We start from the raw sequence: 19269 nt of genomic DNA on the forward strand, positions 1-19269 counted from the left end.
GGCCATGTCCGAATTCCGCTAGCCCGGCTGTCCCGGAGCTGACAGGATGAAGACATGGACTTCTGGCAGCGGTACAGGGCAATAGACGCCCGCGATCCCCGTTTCGACGGGCAGTTCTTCACCGCCGTCCGGACGACGGGGATTTACTGCCGGCCGTCCTGTCCCGCGAGGACTCCCAAGGCTGAGAACGTGACGTTCTATGAAACATCGGCCGCTGCGCACGAAGCCGGTTACCGGGCCTGCAAACGCTGCCTTCCGGAGGCCGTACCTGGAACCCCCGCCTGGAACATGCGCTCGGACGTAGCAGGACGGGCGATGCGCCTCATCAATGACGGCGTCATCAATCGCGATGGAGTGGAAGGGCTGGCCTCGCGGCTGGGCTACTCGTCCCGCCAGCTCAACAGGATCCTCACCTCAGAACTCGGTGCTGGGCCCCTGTCGCTGGCGCGAGCGGGCAGGGCACAGACAGCAAGGACACTGCTGGTGTCGACGTCGATGAAGTTCGCCGATATTGCATTTGCCGCGGGCTTCAACAGCGTGCGCCAGTTCAACGACACCGTTGTGGAGGTCTTCGATATGACCCCGACAGCTCTCCGCGGCACAGCCAGGCAGCAGAAGGCTCCGGTGGCCACCACTACGGCGCTGACGCTCCAACTCCCCTATCGGGAACCGTTCAATCCCGACATCTTCACTTTCCTGGCCGTGCGTGCGATCCCAGGCATAGAGGCCGGCACGCAGACTTCCTACGTCCGAACGCTCCGCTTGCAGCACGGTGATGCCCGCTTCAAGGTGGAGTACGACGACGGCGCCCCCGGCCATCCGTTGATTCTCACCATTGGTGCCGTGGATCTCCGCGACCTCCCAGTCCTGTTAAGCAGGGTGCGCCGGCTCCTGGATCTCGACGCCGACCCCGGGGCAGTGGACTCAGCGCTGGCGGCAGAACCCCGCCTCGCACAATCCGTTGCCGAAGCCCCCGGCATACGTCTGCCCGGCGCCGTGGACCCCCAGGAACTGCTGGTTCGGGCGATGGTGGGCCAGCAGATCACCGTGGCATCAGCCAGGACCGCCCTTACTCAACTGGCCGTAAGCGGCAGCGAGACCTCCCTGCCCGGCGATGGCCTTGATCGCCTGTTTCCAACGCCGGCCCAACTGTCAGAGTCAGCGCCCCTGTTACTCAAGGGCCCTCAGCGGCGGACCGACTCACTGGTGTCGGTTACAGCCGCCATGGCAGCAGGCGATCTTACATTTGGCTACGGAGACAACTTCGCCAGCCTTGCGGACAAGCTCTTGCCCTTGGCCGGAATCGGTCCGTGGACCGTGGGATACGTGGCCATGCGCGTAATCGGCGCGCCCGATGTTTTCCTGGCCAATGATGCTGCCGTCCGCAACGGAATCCGTTCCCTTGCGGCCAACCGGCCTGTGACCAACCAGTACGCCGATACCCCGGATTTCCGGGAAGTCAGCCCCTGGCGGTCCTACGCCACGATGCACCTGTGGCGGGCCGCGTCGTCCGCTTCTCCCCTAACACGCACAGGCGCCACCGCAACGAAAGTGAAATCATGAAAGCCGAGCTTCTGACCCTGCCCACCCCAGACGGTCCCTTCACCATCATTGCCCGGGATGGCGAAGTCCTCGCGTCCGGCTGGACTGCTGAGCCCGACGAACTGACCGGCCAGGTGCACCCCTTGCTGCGTCCCTCCGAATTCGCTGCCGTCCGGGAGATGGGTTCCGTGTCTGAGGCCGTGGAGGCTTACTACGCAGGAGATCCTGATCCGGCCATGCACGTTCCGGTGCTGCAGAAATCCGGGCCTTTCCGCAGCCACGCCTGGGACATGCTTCGCACCGTAAGCCCGGGTAAGCCGGTTACCTACGCCCAGTACGCCATGCTCGCCGGGAATCCGCTGGCTGTTCGTGCGGCGGCAAGCGCATGTGCGTTCAACGCTGCAGCCCTTTTTGTACCCTGCCACCGGGTGATCAGGACCGACGGAACGTTGGGCGGCTTCCGGTGGGGCCTTGCTGTCAAGGAAAGTCTGCTGGCGCGCGAGGCCAGGTGAGGCTTGCTGCGGGCTCCGCACTTGGCTGCTGGCTCTGCTCTTTACTGAAGGTCTAGGACCGGACTGCCGGAACGCCTGCAGGCCATGGCAGAAGCTCCGGGAGGTCCACACCGTCAGCGGCGGCCGAAGCCCTGAGGCTGCCCAGCGAAGGAGTCCTGCCGGCAAGCCAGGCGGCAATGTCAGTCAGCATGCCGCTGACCACCGTTGTTTTCCCTCCGGAACCAAGAGTGATGGGAGGCAGACCGAGCGGCTGGAACACAAACCGCTGATTCTCGGGAACCCGCGCAGCGAGGAAATCGAACAGGTGCCCGCAAAAGTTCCTGCTCCAGGTCTCCGGACCGCGGCCCATACCGAGGTCAGCGGCGTGGATGGTGAGTTCACGCCAGAGGGCCAGGCCGCCGTCGTACACCACGCCGCCGCGGTACGAGATGGGAGCCTGCCAACCGGCCTCCCCTGAACCCTCGAGCTTTGCTAGACCATCGAAGGCGCGCAGGACGCGCTCCAAGGCGGCGTCGAGGGCTGACCGGTGCTCCGACAAGGATCGGCTGGCCGCCATATCGATGGCTTGGTTCCGGCCCTCAAAGCCGCCGTCATAGAGTTCCACAGTCTCGCCCCGGGCCGCGTACTCCAGTTGGCGGGCCATGGCGTTCGCTATGCCGCTGATGTGCGCCAGCACGTGTCCACGGCTCCATCCCGGCAGTTCGGAGGGGGCGGGAACGTCCTCCTCGCTCAGCTTGGCGGCAAGGCTGTCCACGACATCGGCCGCTTTATGGAGCTCTACGAGGAGATCGTCAGTTGTGATCGTGGTCATTGCGCCATCCTAAACGCGAGATGGCACTTCACGGCAGTTATCCCGAAGAATACTGCTGCAAAGTGCCATCTCGCGCGGACTGGTGGCCTGGTCAGCCGGCGTACGCCCTGACCATGGAAACTTCCACTTCGAGGGCTTTCAACTGGCGTTCGACGGCGGCCGGCGCCGTCCCGCCCTGGGAGTTCCGGCTGTTGAGCGAACCTTCCGTGCTGAGGACGGTCCGTACCTCGGGAGTGAGGTGCTCCGAGATGGCTCCGTACTCCTCGTCCGTCAGGTCCCAGAGTTCGACGCCGCGGCTCTCGGCCTGCTTGACGGCGGCGCCGGAAAGCTCATGCGCTTCCCGGAACGGCACGCCCTGACGCACGAGCCATTCGGCAATGTCGGTCGCGAGCGCAAATCCCTGAGGAGCCAGTGATTCCATCCGCTCCTTGTTGAATTTCAGGGTGGCGATCATTCCCGAGACCGCCGGAAGCAGCAGCTCGAGGGTGTCGGCGGCGTCAAAGACCGGCTCCTTGTCCTCCTGCAGATCGCGGTTGTACGCGAGAGGCAAGCCCTTGAGCGTGGCCAGCAGCCCGGTCAGGTTGCCGATCAGGCGTCCCGCCTTGCCACGAGCCAGCTCGGCAACGTCGGGGTTCTTTTTCTGCGGCATGATCGACGATCCGGTGGAATAGGAATCATGCAGGGTGACGAAGGAGAACTCCTTGGTAGCCCACAAAATCACTTCCTCCGAAACCCGAGAAAGGTCCACTCCGATCATGGCCGTCACCCAGGCAAACTCGGCGAAGACATCGCGGGAAGCGGTGCCGTCGATTGAGTTATGGGTTGCGGAGAAGAAGCCAAGGTCCGCAGCAACGGCTTCCGGATCCAGTCCCAATGAAGAACCCGCCAAGGCACCGGAACCATACGGCGAAACACCTGCCCGCTTGTCCCAGTCCTGGAGACGCTGCACATCACGAATCAGGGCCCAGGCATGGGCCAGGAGATGATGGCTGAGCAGGACCGGCTGGGCGTGCTGAAGGTGGGTCCTGCCGGGCATGGCCACGCCCTGGTGCGCCTTGGCCTGGTCGACGAGGGCGTCGATGGTGGCCAGCACTCCCCGCGCGATGATGCGGGCGTGGTCCCGCAGGAACATCCGTCCCAACGTTGCCACTTGGTCGTTGCGTGAACGTCCGGCCCTGAGCTTTCCGCCCAGCTGCGTTCCGGCACGCTCAATCAGCCCGCGTTCCAGGGAGCCGTGAACGTCCTCGTCTGATTCAGCTGGCAGGTAGGCCCCTGAAGCCACGTCCTCGTCCAGCTGTGCCAGCGCAGCCAGCATGCCCTTGAGCTCGGCCTCGTCCAACAGCCCGGCCTTGTGGAGCACGCGGGCGTGCGCCACCGAGCCGGCAATGTCATAGCGTGCCAGCCGCCAGTCAAAGTGAGTGGATTTGCTCAGGGCTGCCAGGGCATCCGCGGGGCCGCCGGCAAAACGGCCGCCCCACAGTGCGCCTTCATTGGTCCCCGAACGCTCCCCAACCTCGCTGCGCTCGGACGGGGACCCCTGCGTTCGTGGGCCCTGCTGCTGACTCACTGTCCTGCGACGCGGATGTCGCGGCCGGAGGCAACCTTTGCAGACATGCCCCAGAGCTCGATGAAGCCCCGTGCCATGGACTGGTCGAAGGTGTCGCCGGTGTCGTACGTGGCGAGGTCGAAGTCATACAGCGAGGTCTCGGAGCGGCGGCCGTTGACGATGGCCTGGCCGCCGTGGAGGACCATACGGATATCGCCGGAGACGTACTTCTGGGTGTCCTCGATGAAAGCGTCCAGGGAGCGCTTGAGCGGGGAGAACCACTGGCCGTCGTAGACCAGTTCGGCCCAGCGCTGGCCAACAGTGGCCTTGAAGCGGGCCTGCTCGCGTTCGATGGTGATGTCTTCGAGGTGCTTGTGGGCCGTGATCAGGGCCATCGCGCCCGGTGCCTCGTAGATTTCGCGGGACTTGATGCCCACCAGGCGGTCCTCCACGACGTCGATGCGGCCCACCCCCTGCGCGCCTGCGCGGCGGTTCAGTTCCTTGATGGCCTGCAGCGGGGTGACCTTGACGCCGTCGATCGCCACCGGCACTCCGGCCTCGAACGAAATGGTGACCTCATCCGGGGCCGGCGGGAACTCCGGGGTGGCGGTGTAGTCGTAAATGTCCTTGGTGGGGGCATTCCAGATGTCTTCGAGGTAGCCGGTTTCGACGGCGCGTCCCCAGACGTTCTGGTCGATCGAGTACGGGTTCTTCTTGGTGGTCTCGATCGGCAGACCCTTTTCCTCGGCGAAGGCAATGGCCTTGTCGCGGGTCAGGGCGAGGTCGCGGACAGGGGCGATGCACTTCAGGTCCGGGCCGAGAGTCTGGATGCCAACTTCAAAGCGGACCTGGTCGTTGCCCTTGCCGGTGCAGCCGTGGGCAACGGTGGTGGCGCCGAATTCGCGGGCGGCCTTGACGAGGTGCTTGACGATGACCGGACGCGAGATGGCAGAAACCAACGGATAGTGGCCCTGGTAGAGGGCGTTCGCCTTCAGCGTGGGGACGCAGTACTCGTTGGCGAACTCGTCGCTCGCGTCGGCAACGTAGGCTTCGACAGCCCCACAGCCCAGTGCGCGCTGGCGGATGGTCTCCAGGGACTCGCCGCCCTGTCCGACGTCGACTGCCACGGCGATGACCTCGGCACCGGTGGCTTCACCGATCCAGCCGATGGCTACGGAAGTATCAAGGCCACCGGAGTAGGCCAGCACAATACGCTCAGTCACGGAAATGCTCCTCAGTTGTGTTTGTTGTTGTTGTTTGTTGGTTAGCCGTCAAGTGGTCGCACGGCTGGTCTGCTTACAGCTTAGGGGTCCGCCCGCTAAACCTCATTGGCCTGCTTCATCAGCCAATCTAAGGAACCGGGCAGCAAGTTCGGCTCCGCCTTCAGGATCACGCGTCACCAGCATGACGGTGTCGTCGCCGGCGATGGTTCCGAGGATGGAAGGCATCACCGAATGGTCGATGGCCAATGCCAGGAAGTTGGCTGCCCCCGGTGGCGTCCTGAGCACCACGATATTGGCCGACGCTTCGGCCGTGACCAGGAGTTCCCCGCACAACCGTGCGAGACGGCTGTCCAAAATTTCCTGGGTGACGCCGCTCTTGGCTGCCCGCTCCCCGCCCTCGCCGGGCACCGCGTACACCAGAACGCCTTCCTTGCCGCGGACCCTGACGGCTCCAAGTTCAACGAGGTCACGGGACAACGTCGCCTGGGTGACCTGGACGCCGTCGTCCGCCAGCAGTGCTGCCAGCTCTGCCTGGGAACGGACCGACTCCCCCGTCAGGATGGCGATGATGCGGGCCTGCCGGGCCGTCTTAGTGGCGGGGCTGGCGCCAGGTGAAACAGAGGGAAGGGACACTAATTGCCGTCCCTGGTCACCGGCGGAAGGCCTTCCACCACGGCCAGTCCGGACTGGTGCATCAGCCACGCCATCAGCGCCTTCTGGGCGTGCAGCCGGTTTTCCGCCTCGTCCCAGACGATCGACTGGGGACCGTCGATGACTCCTGCAGAGATTTCGTAACCTCTGTAGGCCGGCAGGCAGTGAAGGACGACGGCGTCAGGTGCCGCGTGCTGCATTGCTGCCTCATCAACGGAGTACTCCCGGAACAGCTGCAGCCGGGCTTCCTTTTCGGCTTCCTGTCCCATGGACACCCAGGTGTCCGTGGCGACGACATCGGACCCGGCCAACGCTTCGGCTGCATCGGTGGTGATCAGGACCGACCCGCCGGTCTCTCCAGCGCGCTTCTCGGCGGCTGCCACGATGTCCGCTGATGGCAGGTACCCTTCCGGGCCGGCGATGCGGACGTGCATTCCGGCTGTCACTCCGGCCAGGAGGTAGGAGTTGGCCATGTTGTTGGCGGCGTCACCGAGGTAGCTCATGGTGAGACCCTTGAGCTCGCCTTTGTGTTCCTTCACCGCCAGGAGGTCGGCCAGGAGCTGGCAGGGGTGGTAGTCATCGCACAGAGCATTGATGACCGGAACGCTGGAATTTTCCGCCATCGCAACCAGGCCGGAGTGCGCTCCTGTTCGCCACACAATGGTGGAGACCATGCGTTCGAGGACCTTGGCGGTGTCTTCCACCGATTCCTTGTGGCCGATCTGTGCTTCCCCTGGGTTGATGATCAGCGCGTTGCCGCCCATATCCGCCACACCCGCCGCGAAGGAGACGCGTGTCCGGGTGGACGTCTTGTCGAAGATCACGGCAACGGTCTTGCGGCCGCTTCCTTCACCGGCGAACGGCTGGGCACTGTAGGGCGCGGCCTTCAGCCGGATGGCCAGATCAAGCACTTCAGCCTGCTCGGCCGCGGTGAGGTCGGTGTCCTTAAGGAAATGGCGCGTGGTGGTCACTGGGCGTCCTTTGCGATGGTTAGGAGCACGGGCAGGGCCTTGATAAAGCGGTCGGCCTGTTCGACGGTGAGAATGAGCGGCGGAGCCAGGCGGATGGTACGCGGGCCCGGGCTGTTGACAATGAACCCGTTCTCGAGGCCGGCTGTGACCAGCGCAGGAGCAATGTCGGCGTCGAGGTCGAAGCCGATCAGGAGCCCTTCGCCCCGCACTTCAGTAACGCCTTCCACGCCGGCGAGGGCCAGCCGCAGATGCTCACCTACCACCCGAGCGTTTTCGAGGACGTGCTGGTGCTCGAGTGTGTGCAACGTCGCCAGGGCAGCCGCCGTCGCCACGGGGTTTCCCCCGAAGGTGGTTCCGTGCTGGCCGGCCGTAAGGAGCGACGACGCCAGCTCGCCGAAGGTGATCAGTGCACCAACCGGGAACCCGCCACCCAACCCCTTTGCCAGGGTTATGGCGTCAGGAACAATGCCTGCGTCCTCGCTGGCCAGCCATTTTCCGGTCCTGCCGATACCGGTCTGGACTTCGTCGAGGATGAGCAGGGCGCCGGCCTTGCTGGTGGCTTCCCGGGCAGCCTGCAAGTAGCCGGCCGGGAGTGGCCTGACACCGGCTTCGCCTTGGATTGGCTCCAGGAAGACAGCGGCGACCGACTCGTCAATGGCGTCCAGAAGCGCATCCACGTCACCGAACGGGACGTGGACGACTCCGGCCGGCAACGGCTCAAATGGCGTACGGTACGCTTCCTTCGCCGTGAGAGCCAGGGCGCCCATGGTCCGCCCGTGGAATGCACCCTCAAGCGCGATGATCTTGGTCCGTGGCTTTCCTTCGGTGCCGGTGTTGCGGCGGGCCAGCTTGAAGGCTGCCTCGTTCGCTTCAGTGCCGGAGTTGGCGAAGAACACCTTCGAACCCGCGGGGGCGTTGGTGACTGCCAGCAGTTTCTCAGCCAGCGCGATCTGCGTGGGACTGGTGAAGAAGTTGGAGACGTGGCCAAGGGTGGCGAGCTGGCTTGAGATCACCGAGGTGACGAAGGGGTGTGCATGACCCAGGGCATTGACTGCGATGCCGCCCAGCAGGTCAAGGTACTCCTTCCCGTCCGCATCCCACACAAGGCAACCGGCTCCACGGACCAGGACGCGCTGGGGAGTTCCGAAGACGCCGATGAGGGACGACGAATAGCGTGCCAGCCATTCCGCGCCGCTGCTATGGGCTGCTACGAGCTCCCGGATCGGAGAGGATTCCACCCCTGTTTGTCCCTGTGCCGCCTGTCCTGCCGCAGTGTGTTCCGTGGCGTTCTCAACTATGTTCATGCGTTTATGTCCTCGTCCGAAACAACCTGGGTACCAATGCCGGCGGTGGTGAAGGTTTCCAGAAGCATGGAATGGGGAAGCCGGCCGTCCACGATATGCGCCTGTCCCACGCCGCCGTCGACCGCCTTCAGGCACGCCCCCATCTTGGGAATCATGCCCGACTCCAGTGACGGCAGGAGCTTGCGGAGTTCGGACGCGGTCAGTGAAGAAATCAGTGAGCTCCGGTCGGGCCAGTTGGCGTAGAGGCCTTCAACGTCGGTGAGGATCACCAGCTTCGATGCGTCCAGCGCCTCAGCCAAGGCGGCGGCGGCTGTGTCAGCGTTGACGTTGAGGACCTGGCCGGTGGTCTGGAACCCGGTACCGTCGTCGGCGATTTCAGGAGCAACAGTGGAGATCACGGGAATGCGGCCTGCTGCCAGGATGTCCAGGATGCCTTCCGGATTCACGCCCACGACTTCGCCCACGAGGCCCAGGTCCACTTCTTCCCCGTCCACCACCGTTCCGGTGCGCACCGCACGCAACAGTCCGCCGTCTTCCCCGGACATGCCAACGGCATAAGGCCCATGGGAGTTGATGAGGCCCACAAGTTCGCGGCCGACCTGGCCCGTCAGCACCATACGGACCACGTCCATGGCTTCGGGGGTGGTGACGCGCAGGCCGCCCTTGAATTCCGACTCGATGCCGAGCCGGCTAAGCATCGCGTTGATCTGCGGGCCGCCTCCGTGCACCACTACAGGGTGGATGCCCACATGGTGTAGGAACACAATGTCCTCGGCAAAAGCCCGGCGAAGGTCCTCGTTGACCATGGCGTTTCCGCCGTATTTGATCACCATGGTGGTGCCGGCAAAACGCTGGATCCAGGGCAGCGCCTCGATGAGTGTCTCAGCCTTGCTCTGGGCCGCGCTGGTCGCCGTGGGTTCACGGGTCTGGGTGTTCATTGCTGCTGTTTCTCCCTAGCTGGAGTAGGCGCTGTTCTCGTGAACGTAGTCGTGGGTGAGGTCATTGGTCCAAATGGTGGCTTCGGCGCCGCCTGCCTGGAGGTCGATCTCCACCAGGACTTCGCGGGGCTCAAGGTCCACAAGCCCGCGGTCCTCCCCGATGCTGCCCTTCTGGCAGATCTGGACACCGTTCATGGAAACGTTCAGCTCGTCCGGATCGAACGCAGCATCGGTGGTCCCGACGGCTGCGAGCACGCGGCCCCAGTTGGGGTCCTTGCCGAAGATCGCTGCTTTGAAGAGATTGGAACGGGCGACGGCGCGGCTCACGATTTCAGCGTCCCGCTCGCTCTCAGCGTTGAAGGTCCTGATGGCGATATCGTGGCTGGCGCCTTCAGCATCGCCGATGAGTTTCCGTGCCAGTTCGGCGCAGACCTTCGTCAATCCTTCACCAAAGTCTTCGGCGCTGGGTACCGCGCCGGACGCACCGGAAGCCAGCAGCACCACCGTGTCGTTGGTGGACATGCAGCCGTCGGAGTCTGCCCGGTCAAACGTGACCCTGGTGGCGTCCCGCAGGACGACGTCGAGCATTTCCGCCGGGACGTCGGCATCAGTGGTGAGGACCACCAGCATGGTGGCGAGCCCGGGTGCCAGCATGCCGGCCCCCTTGGCGATGCCTCCGATGGCGAATTCATTGCCCTCGGCATCCTGGCCGATGAACACCGCCTGCTTGGAGACGGAGTCCGTAGTCATGATGGCGGTTGCTGCGTCCGAGCCGCCCTCGTCGCTTAAGGCCGACGCAGCGGCATCGATACCGGGCACGACTTTGTCCATCGGCAAGTGCTCGCCAATCAGGCCGGTAGAGCAGACAATAACGTCGGTGGCCGACAGGGACAGCGCCTCAGCTGTCTTCTCCGCCGTCGTGTGCGTGTTCTGGAATCCCTGGGGACCCGTGCAGGCGTTTGCGCCACCGGAGTTGAGGATCACGGCGTCCACCCGCCCGTCCTTTATCACTTCCCGGGACCAGTGAACGGGCGCAGCGGCCACACGGTTGCTCGTAAACACTGCCGCTGCCGCCTTCGACGGCCCGTCGTTGACCACCAGGGCGAGATCCGGCTTACCGGACGCCTTCAGGCCTGCTGTGACTCCAGCAGCGCGGAACCCCTTGGGTACGGTAATGGTCACGGTGCGACTCCCTGCAGGTTGAGGCCGGCGGTCTCTGGGAGGCCAAGGGCAATGTTCATGGACTGTACTGCTCCGCCCGCTGTCCCCTTGGTGAGGTTGTCCAGGGCGCAGGTGATGATGACGCGGCCGGTGTGCTCGTCGAACGCAAGCTGCATGGCCGCGTGGTTGGATCCCACAACGGACTTGGTGGAGGGCCACTGGCCCTGAGGGAGCAGATGGACAAAAGGCTCGTCGTCGTACGCATCCGCCCAGGCCCTGCGGAGGTCCTCAGCTGTCACACCGGCACGGACTTTCGCCGTGGCGGTAGTCAGGATGCCGCGGCTCATTGGAGCCAGGGTGGGAGTAAAGGAGACGGTCACAGCTTCGCCCGCCGCTTTGGACAGGCCCTGCTCAATCTCAGGCGTATGCCGGTGCCCGCCACCCACCCCGTACGGGCTCATGGAGCCCATGACCTCGGAACCGATGAGGTTTACTTTCGCCGCCTTTCCGGCGCCCGATGTCCCGGACGCCGAGACAATGACGACGTCGTCAGGCTGCAGCAGGTTATTCGAAAAGCCAGGAGCGAGTGCCAGGAGAGCGGACGTCGGGTAGCAACCCGGGACGGCAATGCGCTTTGCGCCTTTAAGGGCCTCGCGCTGACCCGGAAGTTCCGGCAAGCCGTATGGCCAGCTGCCTGCATGGGTGGACGCATAGAACTTCTCCCACGCGGCCGAGTCTTCCAGACGGTGGTCCGCGCCGGCGTCGATCACCACCGTGCCTCCCGGCAGTTTTGCTGCAATCTCGGCAGAAGCGCCGTGCGGAAGCGCCAGGAAAACGACGTCGTGGCCCGCAAGGTTCTCGACAGTGGTGTCTTCCAGTATCCGGCTGGCAAGGCCATGGAGATGGGGCTGCAATTCGCCTAGTCTGGAACCGGCGTTGCTGTGCGCTGTGATTGCCCCGATGGTCACGTCCGGGTGAGCGGCAAGCAAACGCAGGACTTCGCCACCGGCGTAGCCACTGGCACCTGAGACGGCAACAGAAATAGTCATACTACGACCCTACAGCAAAACTATGCATATGTCTCGATATTTATGCACGGCCTTTCCCGCTCTCTTCGGTGACCGAAGCAGCAAAACGACGATTGATGCTGGCCGGACAGCGTATGCTGGGTGGAGGGTGATCCAGACCGTGCAGGCCGAGTGTCGGATGCAGCGTTGCCCGTAACAATGGCAAGGCAGACATCTATGACCCCAACCATCACCTCTGAGCGCCCGAAATCACGTGTCGTGAAGGCAAACCCGGTTGTTCAAAGCTATTCCGAACTCTTGAAGAGCGTCAAAGCCGCAGGCCTGCTTGAGCGCCGTGTCGGTTTTTACGTCACAGTCTTCTCCAGCCTCGTCCTCCTGATGACCGCAACGTGGTTCGGTTTCGCCCTGATCGGTGACAGTTGGTTCCAGCTCCTGATTGCCGCAGCCTTGGGCGTCATTTGCACCCAGCTAAGCTTCCTGGCGCATGAGGCCGGCCACCGGCAGATCTTCGCTTCACGCCGTGCCAATGACTGGTCGGCACGGCTTCTCGCCACCTCTGTCGCCGGAATGAGTTACTCCTGGTGGGAGCAGAAGCACGGTGCCCACCACAATCACCCCAATGTGATTTCCAAGGATCCTGACATCATGGACAGCCCCATCGCTTTCCATGTCGAGGAGTCGATCTCCCGACAGGGACGGCTGTCCTCCATGCTGACCCGCAGGCAGGGCTGGTTCTTCTTTCCGCTTCTCTTGCTCGTAGGCCTGGGCCTTCAGATCGATTCGGTCAAGTTCGTCTTCCGCCGCGCCAAGGTGACGCACCGCTGGGTTGAGCTGCCCATCCTCGTCGTCCGGCTGAGCATTCTGCCCATCCTCGCCTTTTCATTCCTCCCGATTGGAATGGCGTTTGCCTTCCTCGCCGTTCAACTGGTCGTTTTCGGTTTCTACATGGGCGCATCATTTGCTCCGAACCACAAAGGCATGCCCGTCCTGCCCACGAACAGCCGCGTTGACTTCCTCAGCCGCCAGGTCCTGACGTCCCGCAACATTTCCGGTGGCCGCTTCATGGACATCCTCATGGGCGGCCTCAACCGCCAGGTGGAGCACCACCTCTTCCCGGACATGGCCCGACCCCAATTGCACCGCGCAAGCGCGATCGTTCGTCAGTACTGCGACAAGCACGATATCCCATTCACCGAAACCACTCTGCTTCAGTCGTATGGAATTATCGTGCGCTACCTCAATGACGTGGGACTGGCAGCGGGGCGTCACTTTGAGTGCCCCATGGCTACTGTTACCCGCCGGTACTGATTCCCGCTTCGCCGGCTCCTTCTTAACCCGCGCCTCACCTGCGCGCCTGCCTCACCTACGGTCGTGTTCGCTGTGACCGTCATGGATACCTAGGATGGGATTCACGACCCGGGCACAGGAAGTCCCTGCCCGGAGAAGGAGTTCCCATGACGCATGCCATCCTCGCCCAGCAGCCGGGCGGACCTGAGGTCCTGGAATACGCCGACGTTGACCGCCCGCAGCCGGGACCTGGCCAGGTGCTGGTCAAGGTTGCCGCAGCCGGCGTCAACTTCATCGACACCTACCACCGCAGCGGCACCTACAACGTCCCCTTTCCGTTCACTCCAGGCTCCGAAGCCTCGGGTACGGTGGAGGAACTTGGCGAAGGAGTGAGCGACCTTGCCGTGGGAGACCGCGTCGCCACGGCAGAAGGCTCCCGCTGCTACGCCGGCTATACAGTGCTCGACGCCGCTAAGGCTCTGCCTGTGCCGGACAACGTTGATCACCTCACCGCAGCCGCCCTGCCGCTGCAGGGCATGACGGCCCACTACCTGATCAATTCCTCTTTCAGGGTGGAGCCGGGCCACACCATTTTGACTCATGCCGGAGCAGGTGGCGTCGGCCTGCTGCTGATCCAACTGCTCAAGGAGAGAGGCGCCCGCGTCATCACCACAGTCTCGTCCGATGCTAAAGAAGAGCTGGCACGGGAAGCAGGCGCCGACGAAGTCCTGCGGTACGTCGGCTTTCCGCACCACGTCCGCGAACTGACCGGCGGCAGAGGGGTGGACGCCGTGTACGACGGCGTCGGCCGCAACACTTTTGATGGCTCACTCTCGTGCCTGCGCACCCGGGGTTCACTGGTGCTTTTCGGGGCAGCCTCCGGCCCTGTTCCGCCCTTCGACCCACAACGGCTGAATGCCGCCGGCTCGCTGACGCTCACCCGCCCCTCGCTGGCTCATTTCCTCGGCAATCCGCAAGAACGCCGTTGGCGCTCCGGGGAAATCTTTGCCGCCGCAGCCAACGGAAACCTCAAGGTCCGGATTGGCGCCACCTATCCGCTAAAGGATGCCCATCAGGCCCACAGCGACCTCGAAGGCCGGCGCACCACCGGGAAGGTACTGCTGGTTCCCTAGCATCCACCCTTATAGGCATGTAGCTGTGCTGAACGCAGAAGATCCCCCGCAATATTGCGGGGGATCTTCTGCATTCGGTGTCATGGCTGAGACGAATCAGCGCTGAACGGCACCAAACCGGCTGGCGGCCAGGGCAACAGCGCTCTCACGGGCAGCCGACGCTTCTTCCGCCGTCAGGGTGCGGTCAGCGGCGCGGAAGCGGAGACTGAACGCCAAAGACTTCTTGCCGTCCTCGATGCCTTTGCCGGCGTAGACATCGAATAGCGCTACATCCTCCAGCAGTTCCCCGGCACCCTCACGGAGTGCAGTCAGGACCTCATCTGCAGCCACCTCTTGCGGCACCACGAGGGCCACGTCCTGGGTAGCTACGGGGAACGTTGAAATATGCCGGGCCACGATCACATCAGCCGCTGCCTCGAACAGGACATCGGCGTTGATTTCCACGGCTACCGAGCGTTCAGGCATGTCCTGCGCCGCAAGCAGCTTCGGATGAAGCTCACCGGCGTAACCCACAATTTCTCCGGAGCGCAGTGACAGGCGGGCTGCACGGCCTGGATGGAAAGCCTGGTGCCTCCCCTGGCTGACAACCAGTTCCACCCCGAGGACGTCACCGGCGAGGCGGGCTATGTCCAACGCATCTGCCCAGTCCCAGGGACGGGGCGTGTGGTTGGCTGCCGCCGGTGAATCGTGCCCGGTCAACACCGCGGCGATGTGCAGCGGCTGGTCCGGAACGCCTTCGTACAGCGCATCCAGCACCTCATCGGCAGGTTTGACGCCAAGCGGCGGTATGGAAGCTGTCCCCACCTCGCCGGCCGGCAGGAACACCAGCCCGGCTTCAAAAACAGCGAGGTCGCGGAAACCCCGTGAATGGTTGCGTTTGGCTACCTCGATGAGTCCGGGAAGGATGGACGTCCGCAGGAACCCCTGTTCCTCGCTGATGGGGTTGGCGAGCTTGACCGCGGGACGGGGAGCCCCTTCCTCGGGCACGCCGAACGTGTCGTTCGCCGCCTTCGAAACAAACGGGTAGGCCAGCACCTCAGTGAGCCCGGCATCGGCGCAGGCCTGGATGAGCCTCCGGCGCTGCTGCTGCACACGGGTCAGGCCGCGGCCTGGAGGGGCTACCGGAAGTGTTGCAGGAATCTGGTCGTATCCGACCAGACGGGCAATCTCCTCTGACAAGTCTTCCTTGGTTTCCAGATCATTGCGCCAGCTCGGCGCCGTGACCCGCCAGCCGCCGTCGTACTTCTCAACCGCGGCACCGAGGTCCTCCAGCGAGGTGACGATCTGCTCTTGCGTGAAGTCGATGCCGATCCGCTCGGCGGCGAAAGCCGCCGGCAGGGCGATGGACACGGCGTCCGGCGCGGTTCCGACGTCGGTACCCGCCTCGTCAGCGGTGCCCCCCGCAAGCTCCACGAGCAGATCGACCGCACGCTGGGCGGCGATGTTCGCCACCTGCCAGTCAACCCCGCGCTCAAAACGCTTCGACGCTTCGGACGGCAGCTTGTGGCGACGGCGTGAGCGGGCGATCGAGACTTCCTCAAAGTGCGCGGCCTCTATCAGCACAGTGGACGTGGCCTCGGAGACTTCGGTGGATGCTCCTCCCATGACGCCCGCGACGCCGATGGGGCCTGAATCGTCCGTGATCAGCAGATCCTCAGGATCAAGCGCGCGTTCCTTGCCGTCGAGAGTGGTGAGCGTCTCCCCCGCCACGGCACGCCGGACCACGATCTCGCCTGACAGCTTGTCCTGGTCATAGAAGTGCAGGGGCTGGCCGAGTTCAAACATGACGTAGTTGGAGATGTCCACGGGCAGCGAAATGGAACGCACACCCGCCAGCCGCAGGCGCGCAGCCATCCACGGCGGCGTCGGCCGGGAAGCGTCAACACCACGCACAGTGCGGGCGACGAAACGGTCACAACCTGGCTTGCCGTAGATGGGGGCGTCGTCGTTGAGCTTGACGCCGTAACCACCGGCGAGCTCCGAGGGTGCATGCACCTTGGCAGCCGGGTCCGTGAAAGCAGTTCCCGTGGCGTGAGCGTATTCGCGGGCAACACCGCGGATGGAGAATGCGTAGCCGCGGTCCGGGGTGACGTTGATCTCGGCAGCTTCGTCATACAGCCCCAACAGCTCCATGGCGTCCGTACCGATTTCAGGGTCAAGGCCAATACGGGACAGAACGAGGATGCCGTCATGATCCTCGCCGATTCCGAGCTCGCGCACGGAGGCGATCATCCCGGCCGAGAGGTGGCCATAGGTCTTGCGCGCGGAGATGCGGAAGTCGCCGGGCAGCACAGCGCCGGGCAGCGTGACCACCACCTTGTCCCCTTCAACGAAGTTGTGGGCACCGCAGATGATGCCCTGCACTCCTGACGGATCAATGCCGTCACCGGTGAGGGTCTGTTCCCGTCCCTCGGGGACAACGCGGACCTGGCACCAGTTGATGGTCTTGCCGTTGGACTGCGGTTCCTTTACGAGGCTGAGCACCTGGCCCACCACGATGGGACCCTGAAGGGTGTCTGTAGGCCGGTGGACTGCTTCTTCTTCAAAACCGACCTTGACCAGCTCGGCCATAACGTCCTCGGCCGTGGCTCCGGCCGGTACCTGCGCGAATTCACGCAGCCAGGAAAGTGGGATACGCACTGTTAGATCTCCATCCCGAAGTGCTCGCTGAAACGTACATCGCCTTCGATCATGTCGCGCATGTCGCCAACCTCGTTGCGGAACATGAGGGTCCGCTCGATGCCCATGCCGAAGGCAAAACCTGAATAGACGTCCGGATCGATGCCTGCTGCCCTGAGGACGTTGGGGTTGACCATGCCGCAGCCGCCCCACTCGATCCAGCGCGGACCGCCTTTGGCACCCGGGTGCCAAATGTCCAGCTCAGCGGACGGCTCGGTGAACGGGAAGTAGTTGGGGCGGAGCCGGATCTGGGCTTCGTCACCGAACATCTGCCGGGCAAAGTGCTCCAGGGTACCGCGTAGGTCCGCCATGCTGAGGTGCTTGTCGATGGCGAGGCCTTCGAACTGGTGGAAAACAGGGGTGTGGGTGGCGTCCAGTTCATCAGTGCGGAACACCTTGCCGGGGCACAGCACGTAGATGGGAAGATCGCGTTCCAGCATGGAGCGGACCTGCACGGGTGAAGTGTGCGTACGCATCAGGAGGTGGGCTTCGGGTGGCTCCACGAAGAATGTGTCCTGCATTTCGCGGGCAGGGTGGTCCGGCTTGAAGTTAAGGGCGTCGAAGTTGAACCATTCGGATTCGACTTCCGGGCCTTCAGCGATCTCCCAGCCCATCCCCACGAAAATATCCGCGACGCGGTCCTGCAGGGTGGATAACGGATGACGGGCACCGGCACGGCGACGGCGCGGTGCAGCCGTGACGTCCACTGTTTCCTCAACAAGGATCCGGGCGTCGTTCTCTGCCTCAAGCTCCGCTGTACGGGCTGCGAGCGCCTGGTTGACCCGTCCACGGGAGGAACCCATAAGCTTCCCGGCCACAGCCTTCTGGTCCTTCGGCAGTGAACCGATTTCACGGTTGGCAAGGCTGAGAGGCGCCTTCTCCCCCGTGTGGGCCAGGCGAACAGCCTTAAGCTCCTCGAGGGTGGCCGCGGCGGCGATGGCGGCAATGGCATTTTCAACGGCGGCAGTGATGGCAGCTTCATCCAGAGGGTTCGGGATGGCAGCGTCCGGCAAAGTTTCAGTCATCTACTGTTCTTAGCTACGAGTCGGATGGCGTCAGTGCCTGATTGCACCGGGGCCTGTCCGGTCCGGCAATAGTCTCTGCACTGACAAGTTGTTCGACGGCTCCGATGAAGGTCCCGGCAAAACAACAAAGGGCGGGGCGTACCGGATTTAGTCCGGGACGCGCTCCTTCCCAGTCTAGTAGAGAGCAGCGGTTGGCCTGAACCTGATTGTTCCATTTCCTGCGTTCGCTACCATGGCCACATGACGCCAGCACAGCGGCTCCGGCAGGTTGCCAACCTGCTCAATGGATCTACCGTCCTGGGTCTGGTGCTGGCACGCTTCGCGGGATGCGGTATCCGTAAGGGACCACGTGGACTGGTCATCGCCACCGGCTACCGGCCCCGGTTGCCCGTTGCCGGGGCGTTCGCCGTCGGCAATGTGGTGCTCTTCCGGGGTGGTGCCGGGCAGGTGCGGGGAAACCCGGTGCTGCTTGGACACGAGGAGCGGCACTGCACGCAGTACGCGTGGTGCCTCGGATTGCCGTTTCTTCCCTTGTACTTCCTTGCTGCGGGCTGGTCATTCGTGCGCACCGGCAGCGTCGGGAGCGGCAACATCTTTGAGCGGATGGCCGGCCTTGAGGCCGGCGGGTACGTGGAGTCACATCGGTACCGCCGGACCGGCAACCGAAGCCTGACCAAGAACCGGCGCCGGATCAACCTCATTGGCAAGCCCCGTCGAAGTGTGCCTGCCAGCAAGCGGCCCGGCCAAGAAGAAAAGTGAGGCAAAACCATGAAGAGCCTTCCCAGGACCATTTCGGTCACCGGCACCGGCACGGCTGAAGCTGCACCGGACCTGCTGACCTTGTCGATCGGCGTTGACTGCCATCGCCAGGATGTTGCTGCTGCTTATGGCGACGCAGGAAGATTATCAGGGCAGATTTCAGCTTCGCTCCGCAAATTCGGCGTCAGTGCAGCGGACATCAGCACCACCGGCCTGAACGTCAGGGCTGACCTGGTCTGGCAAGAGGGCCATGGGCAGACCGTGACGGGATACATCGCTAGCAGCATTCTCCAAGTACGCCTTCGCGACTTTGCGCGTTCGGCTGAAGCTATCGCTGCAGCCGTTGAGGCGGGGGGAAACGATGTGCGGCTCAACGGCCTGGAACGCGGCTTCACCGATCCTGCAGGCGTCCAGGCACGGGCACGGGAAGCCGCCTGGAAGGACGCCCTCGCAGCAGCGCAACAATACGCAGCGCTCTCGGGCACTGTGCTGGGCAGGGTGGTTTCACTCACTCAGCAGCCGTCGTCGTCCATCCCGATTCCCGTCGCGAAAATGGAAAGGGCAATGGCCGCAGACTCCCTGACGGTGGAAGCCGGGGAAACAAGCGTCAATGCACAGGTCCACGTCATGTGGGAGCTGCGCTCCCCTGACTGAGATCCCTTCCGCACCTTGACTTTCATTAGAACATAGATTCGAATA

Annotated in this window: 17 protein-coding genes; 6 read left to right on the top strand and 11 right to left on the bottom strand. The window is 63.7% G+C overall.

Features of this window, described 5'->3' with window-relative positions; translation table 11 throughout:
• The first annotated feature begins 54 nt into the window (after nucleotides 1–54).
• Nucleotides 55–1563, top strand: coding sequence for an AlkA N-terminal domain-containing protein (locus tag M1E05_RS14095; protein ID WP_461163309.1), 1509 nt, complete (start codon nucleotides 55–57; stop codon nucleotides 1561–1563).
• On the top strand, nucleotides 1560–2054 hold the full coding sequence (locus tag M1E05_RS14100) for a methylated-DNA--[protein]-cysteine S-methyltransferase (RefSeq protein ID WP_461163310.1): 495 nt from the start codon (nucleotides 1560–1562) through the stop codon (nucleotides 2052–2054). The genes M1E05_RS14095 and M1E05_RS14100 overlap by 4 nt, the downstream gene beginning before the upstream one ends.
• 52 nt (nucleotides 2055–2106) lie before the next feature.
• Here M1E05_RS14100 and M1E05_RS14105 read toward each other — a convergent pair whose 3' ends face one another.
• From M1E05_RS14105 to argC, 9 genes are all read right to left on the bottom strand, one after another.
• On the bottom strand, nucleotides 2107–2865 hold the full coding sequence (locus M1E05_RS14105) for a maleylpyruvate isomerase family mycothiol-dependent enzyme (protein WP_461163311.1): 759 nt from the start codon (nucleotides 2863–2865) through the stop codon (nucleotides 2107–2109).
• Between the two features lie 91 nt (nucleotides 2866–2956).
• Nucleotides 2957–4432 carry an argininosuccinate lyase gene (gene argH / locus M1E05_RS14110; protein ID WP_461163312.1) on the bottom strand — a complete coding sequence of 492 codons (1476 nt, stop codon included), beginning with the start codon at nucleotides 4430–4432 and terminating at the stop codon, nucleotides 2957–2959.
• Nucleotides 4429–5634, bottom strand: coding sequence for an argininosuccinate synthase (locus M1E05_RS14115; protein WP_306904756.1), 1206 nt, complete (start codon nucleotides 5632–5634; stop codon nucleotides 4429–4431). The genes argH and M1E05_RS14115 overlap by 4 nt, the downstream gene beginning before the upstream one ends.
• 102 nt (nucleotides 5635–5736) lie before the next feature.
• Nucleotides 5737–6267 carry an arginine repressor gene (locus M1E05_RS14120; RefSeq protein ID WP_458110931.1) on the bottom strand — a complete coding sequence of 177 codons (531 nt, stop codon included), beginning with the start codon at nucleotides 6265–6267 and terminating at the stop codon, nucleotides 5737–5739.
• A complete protein-coding gene (gene argF / locus M1E05_RS14125) occupies nucleotides 6267–7256 on the bottom strand; it encodes an ornithine carbamoyltransferase (protein WP_458110932.1) in 990 nt (329 codons plus the stop codon). Before argF ends, M1E05_RS14120 begins: the two co-directional genes overlap by 1 nt.
• On the bottom strand, nucleotides 7253–8560 hold the full coding sequence (locus tag M1E05_RS14130; protein ID WP_461163313.1) for an acetylornithine transaminase: 1308 nt from the start codon (nucleotides 8558–8560) through the stop codon (nucleotides 7253–7255). Before M1E05_RS14130 ends, argF begins: the two co-directional genes overlap by 4 nt.
• Nucleotides 8557–9498 carry an acetylglutamate kinase gene (gene argB, locus M1E05_RS14135; protein ID WP_309107216.1) on the bottom strand — a complete coding sequence of 314 codons (942 nt, stop codon included), beginning with the start codon at nucleotides 9496–9498 and terminating at the stop codon, nucleotides 8557–8559. The genes M1E05_RS14130 and argB overlap by 4 nt, the downstream gene beginning before the upstream one ends.
• Nucleotides 9499–9513: 15 nt before the next feature.
• Nucleotides 9514–10680, bottom strand: a complete 1167-nt coding sequence (gene argJ / locus M1E05_RS14140; RefSeq protein WP_458110934.1) for a bifunctional glutamate N-acetyltransferase/amino-acid acetyltransferase ArgJ — start codon at nucleotides 10678–10680, stop codon at nucleotides 9514–9516.
• Nucleotides 10677–11708: an N-acetyl-gamma-glutamyl-phosphate reductase gene (gene argC / locus M1E05_RS14145; RefSeq protein ID WP_458110935.1), complete on the bottom strand. Its 1032-nt coding sequence runs from the start codon at nucleotides 11706–11708 to the stop codon at nucleotides 10677–10679. Before argC ends, argJ begins: the two co-directional genes overlap by 4 nt.
• Before the next feature lie 195 nt (nucleotides 11709–11903).
• Between argC and M1E05_RS14150 the strand changes: the two genes are divergently transcribed.
• On the top strand, nucleotides 11904–12995 hold the full coding sequence (locus M1E05_RS14150) for a fatty acid desaturase family protein (protein ID WP_461163314.1): 1092 nt from the start codon (nucleotides 11904–11906) through the stop codon (nucleotides 12993–12995).
• Nucleotides 12996–13141: 146 nt separating this feature from the next.
• Nucleotides 13142–14107: a quinone oxidoreductase family protein gene (locus M1E05_RS14155; RefSeq protein ID WP_458110937.1), complete on the top strand. Its 966-nt coding sequence runs from the start codon at nucleotides 13142–13144 to the stop codon at nucleotides 14105–14107.
• Between the two features lie 96 nt (nucleotides 14108–14203).
• Here the strand turns inward: M1E05_RS14155 and pheT are convergent, their stop codons facing one another.
• Entirely contained in the window at nucleotides 14204–16747 is a 2544-nt protein-coding gene (gene pheT / locus M1E05_RS14160) for a phenylalanine--tRNA ligase subunit beta (RefSeq protein WP_461163315.1), read from the bottom strand.
• 2 nt (nucleotides 16748–16749) lie between these two features.
• Complete coding sequence (gene pheS, locus M1E05_RS14165) at nucleotides 16750–17811, bottom strand: phenylalanine--tRNA ligase subunit alpha (RefSeq protein ID WP_458110939.1); 1062 nt, start codon at nucleotides 17809–17811, stop codon at nucleotides 16750–16752.
• Between the two features lie 240 nt (nucleotides 17812–18051).
• Here pheS and M1E05_RS14170 point away from each other — a divergent pair, with 240 nt between their 5' ends.
• Nucleotides 18052–18570, top strand: coding sequence for a hypothetical protein (locus M1E05_RS14170; protein ID WP_461163316.1), 519 nt, complete (start codon nucleotides 18052–18054; stop codon nucleotides 18568–18570).
• 9 nt (nucleotides 18571–18579) lie between these two features.
• Nucleotides 18580–19224, top strand: coding sequence for an SIMPL domain-containing protein (locus M1E05_RS14175; protein WP_461163317.1), 645 nt, complete (start codon nucleotides 18580–18582; stop codon nucleotides 19222–19224).
• The last annotated feature ends 45 nt before the right edge of the window (nucleotides 19225–19269 follow it).

This window comes from Arthrobacter sp. R4-81 (assembly GCF_054792365.1).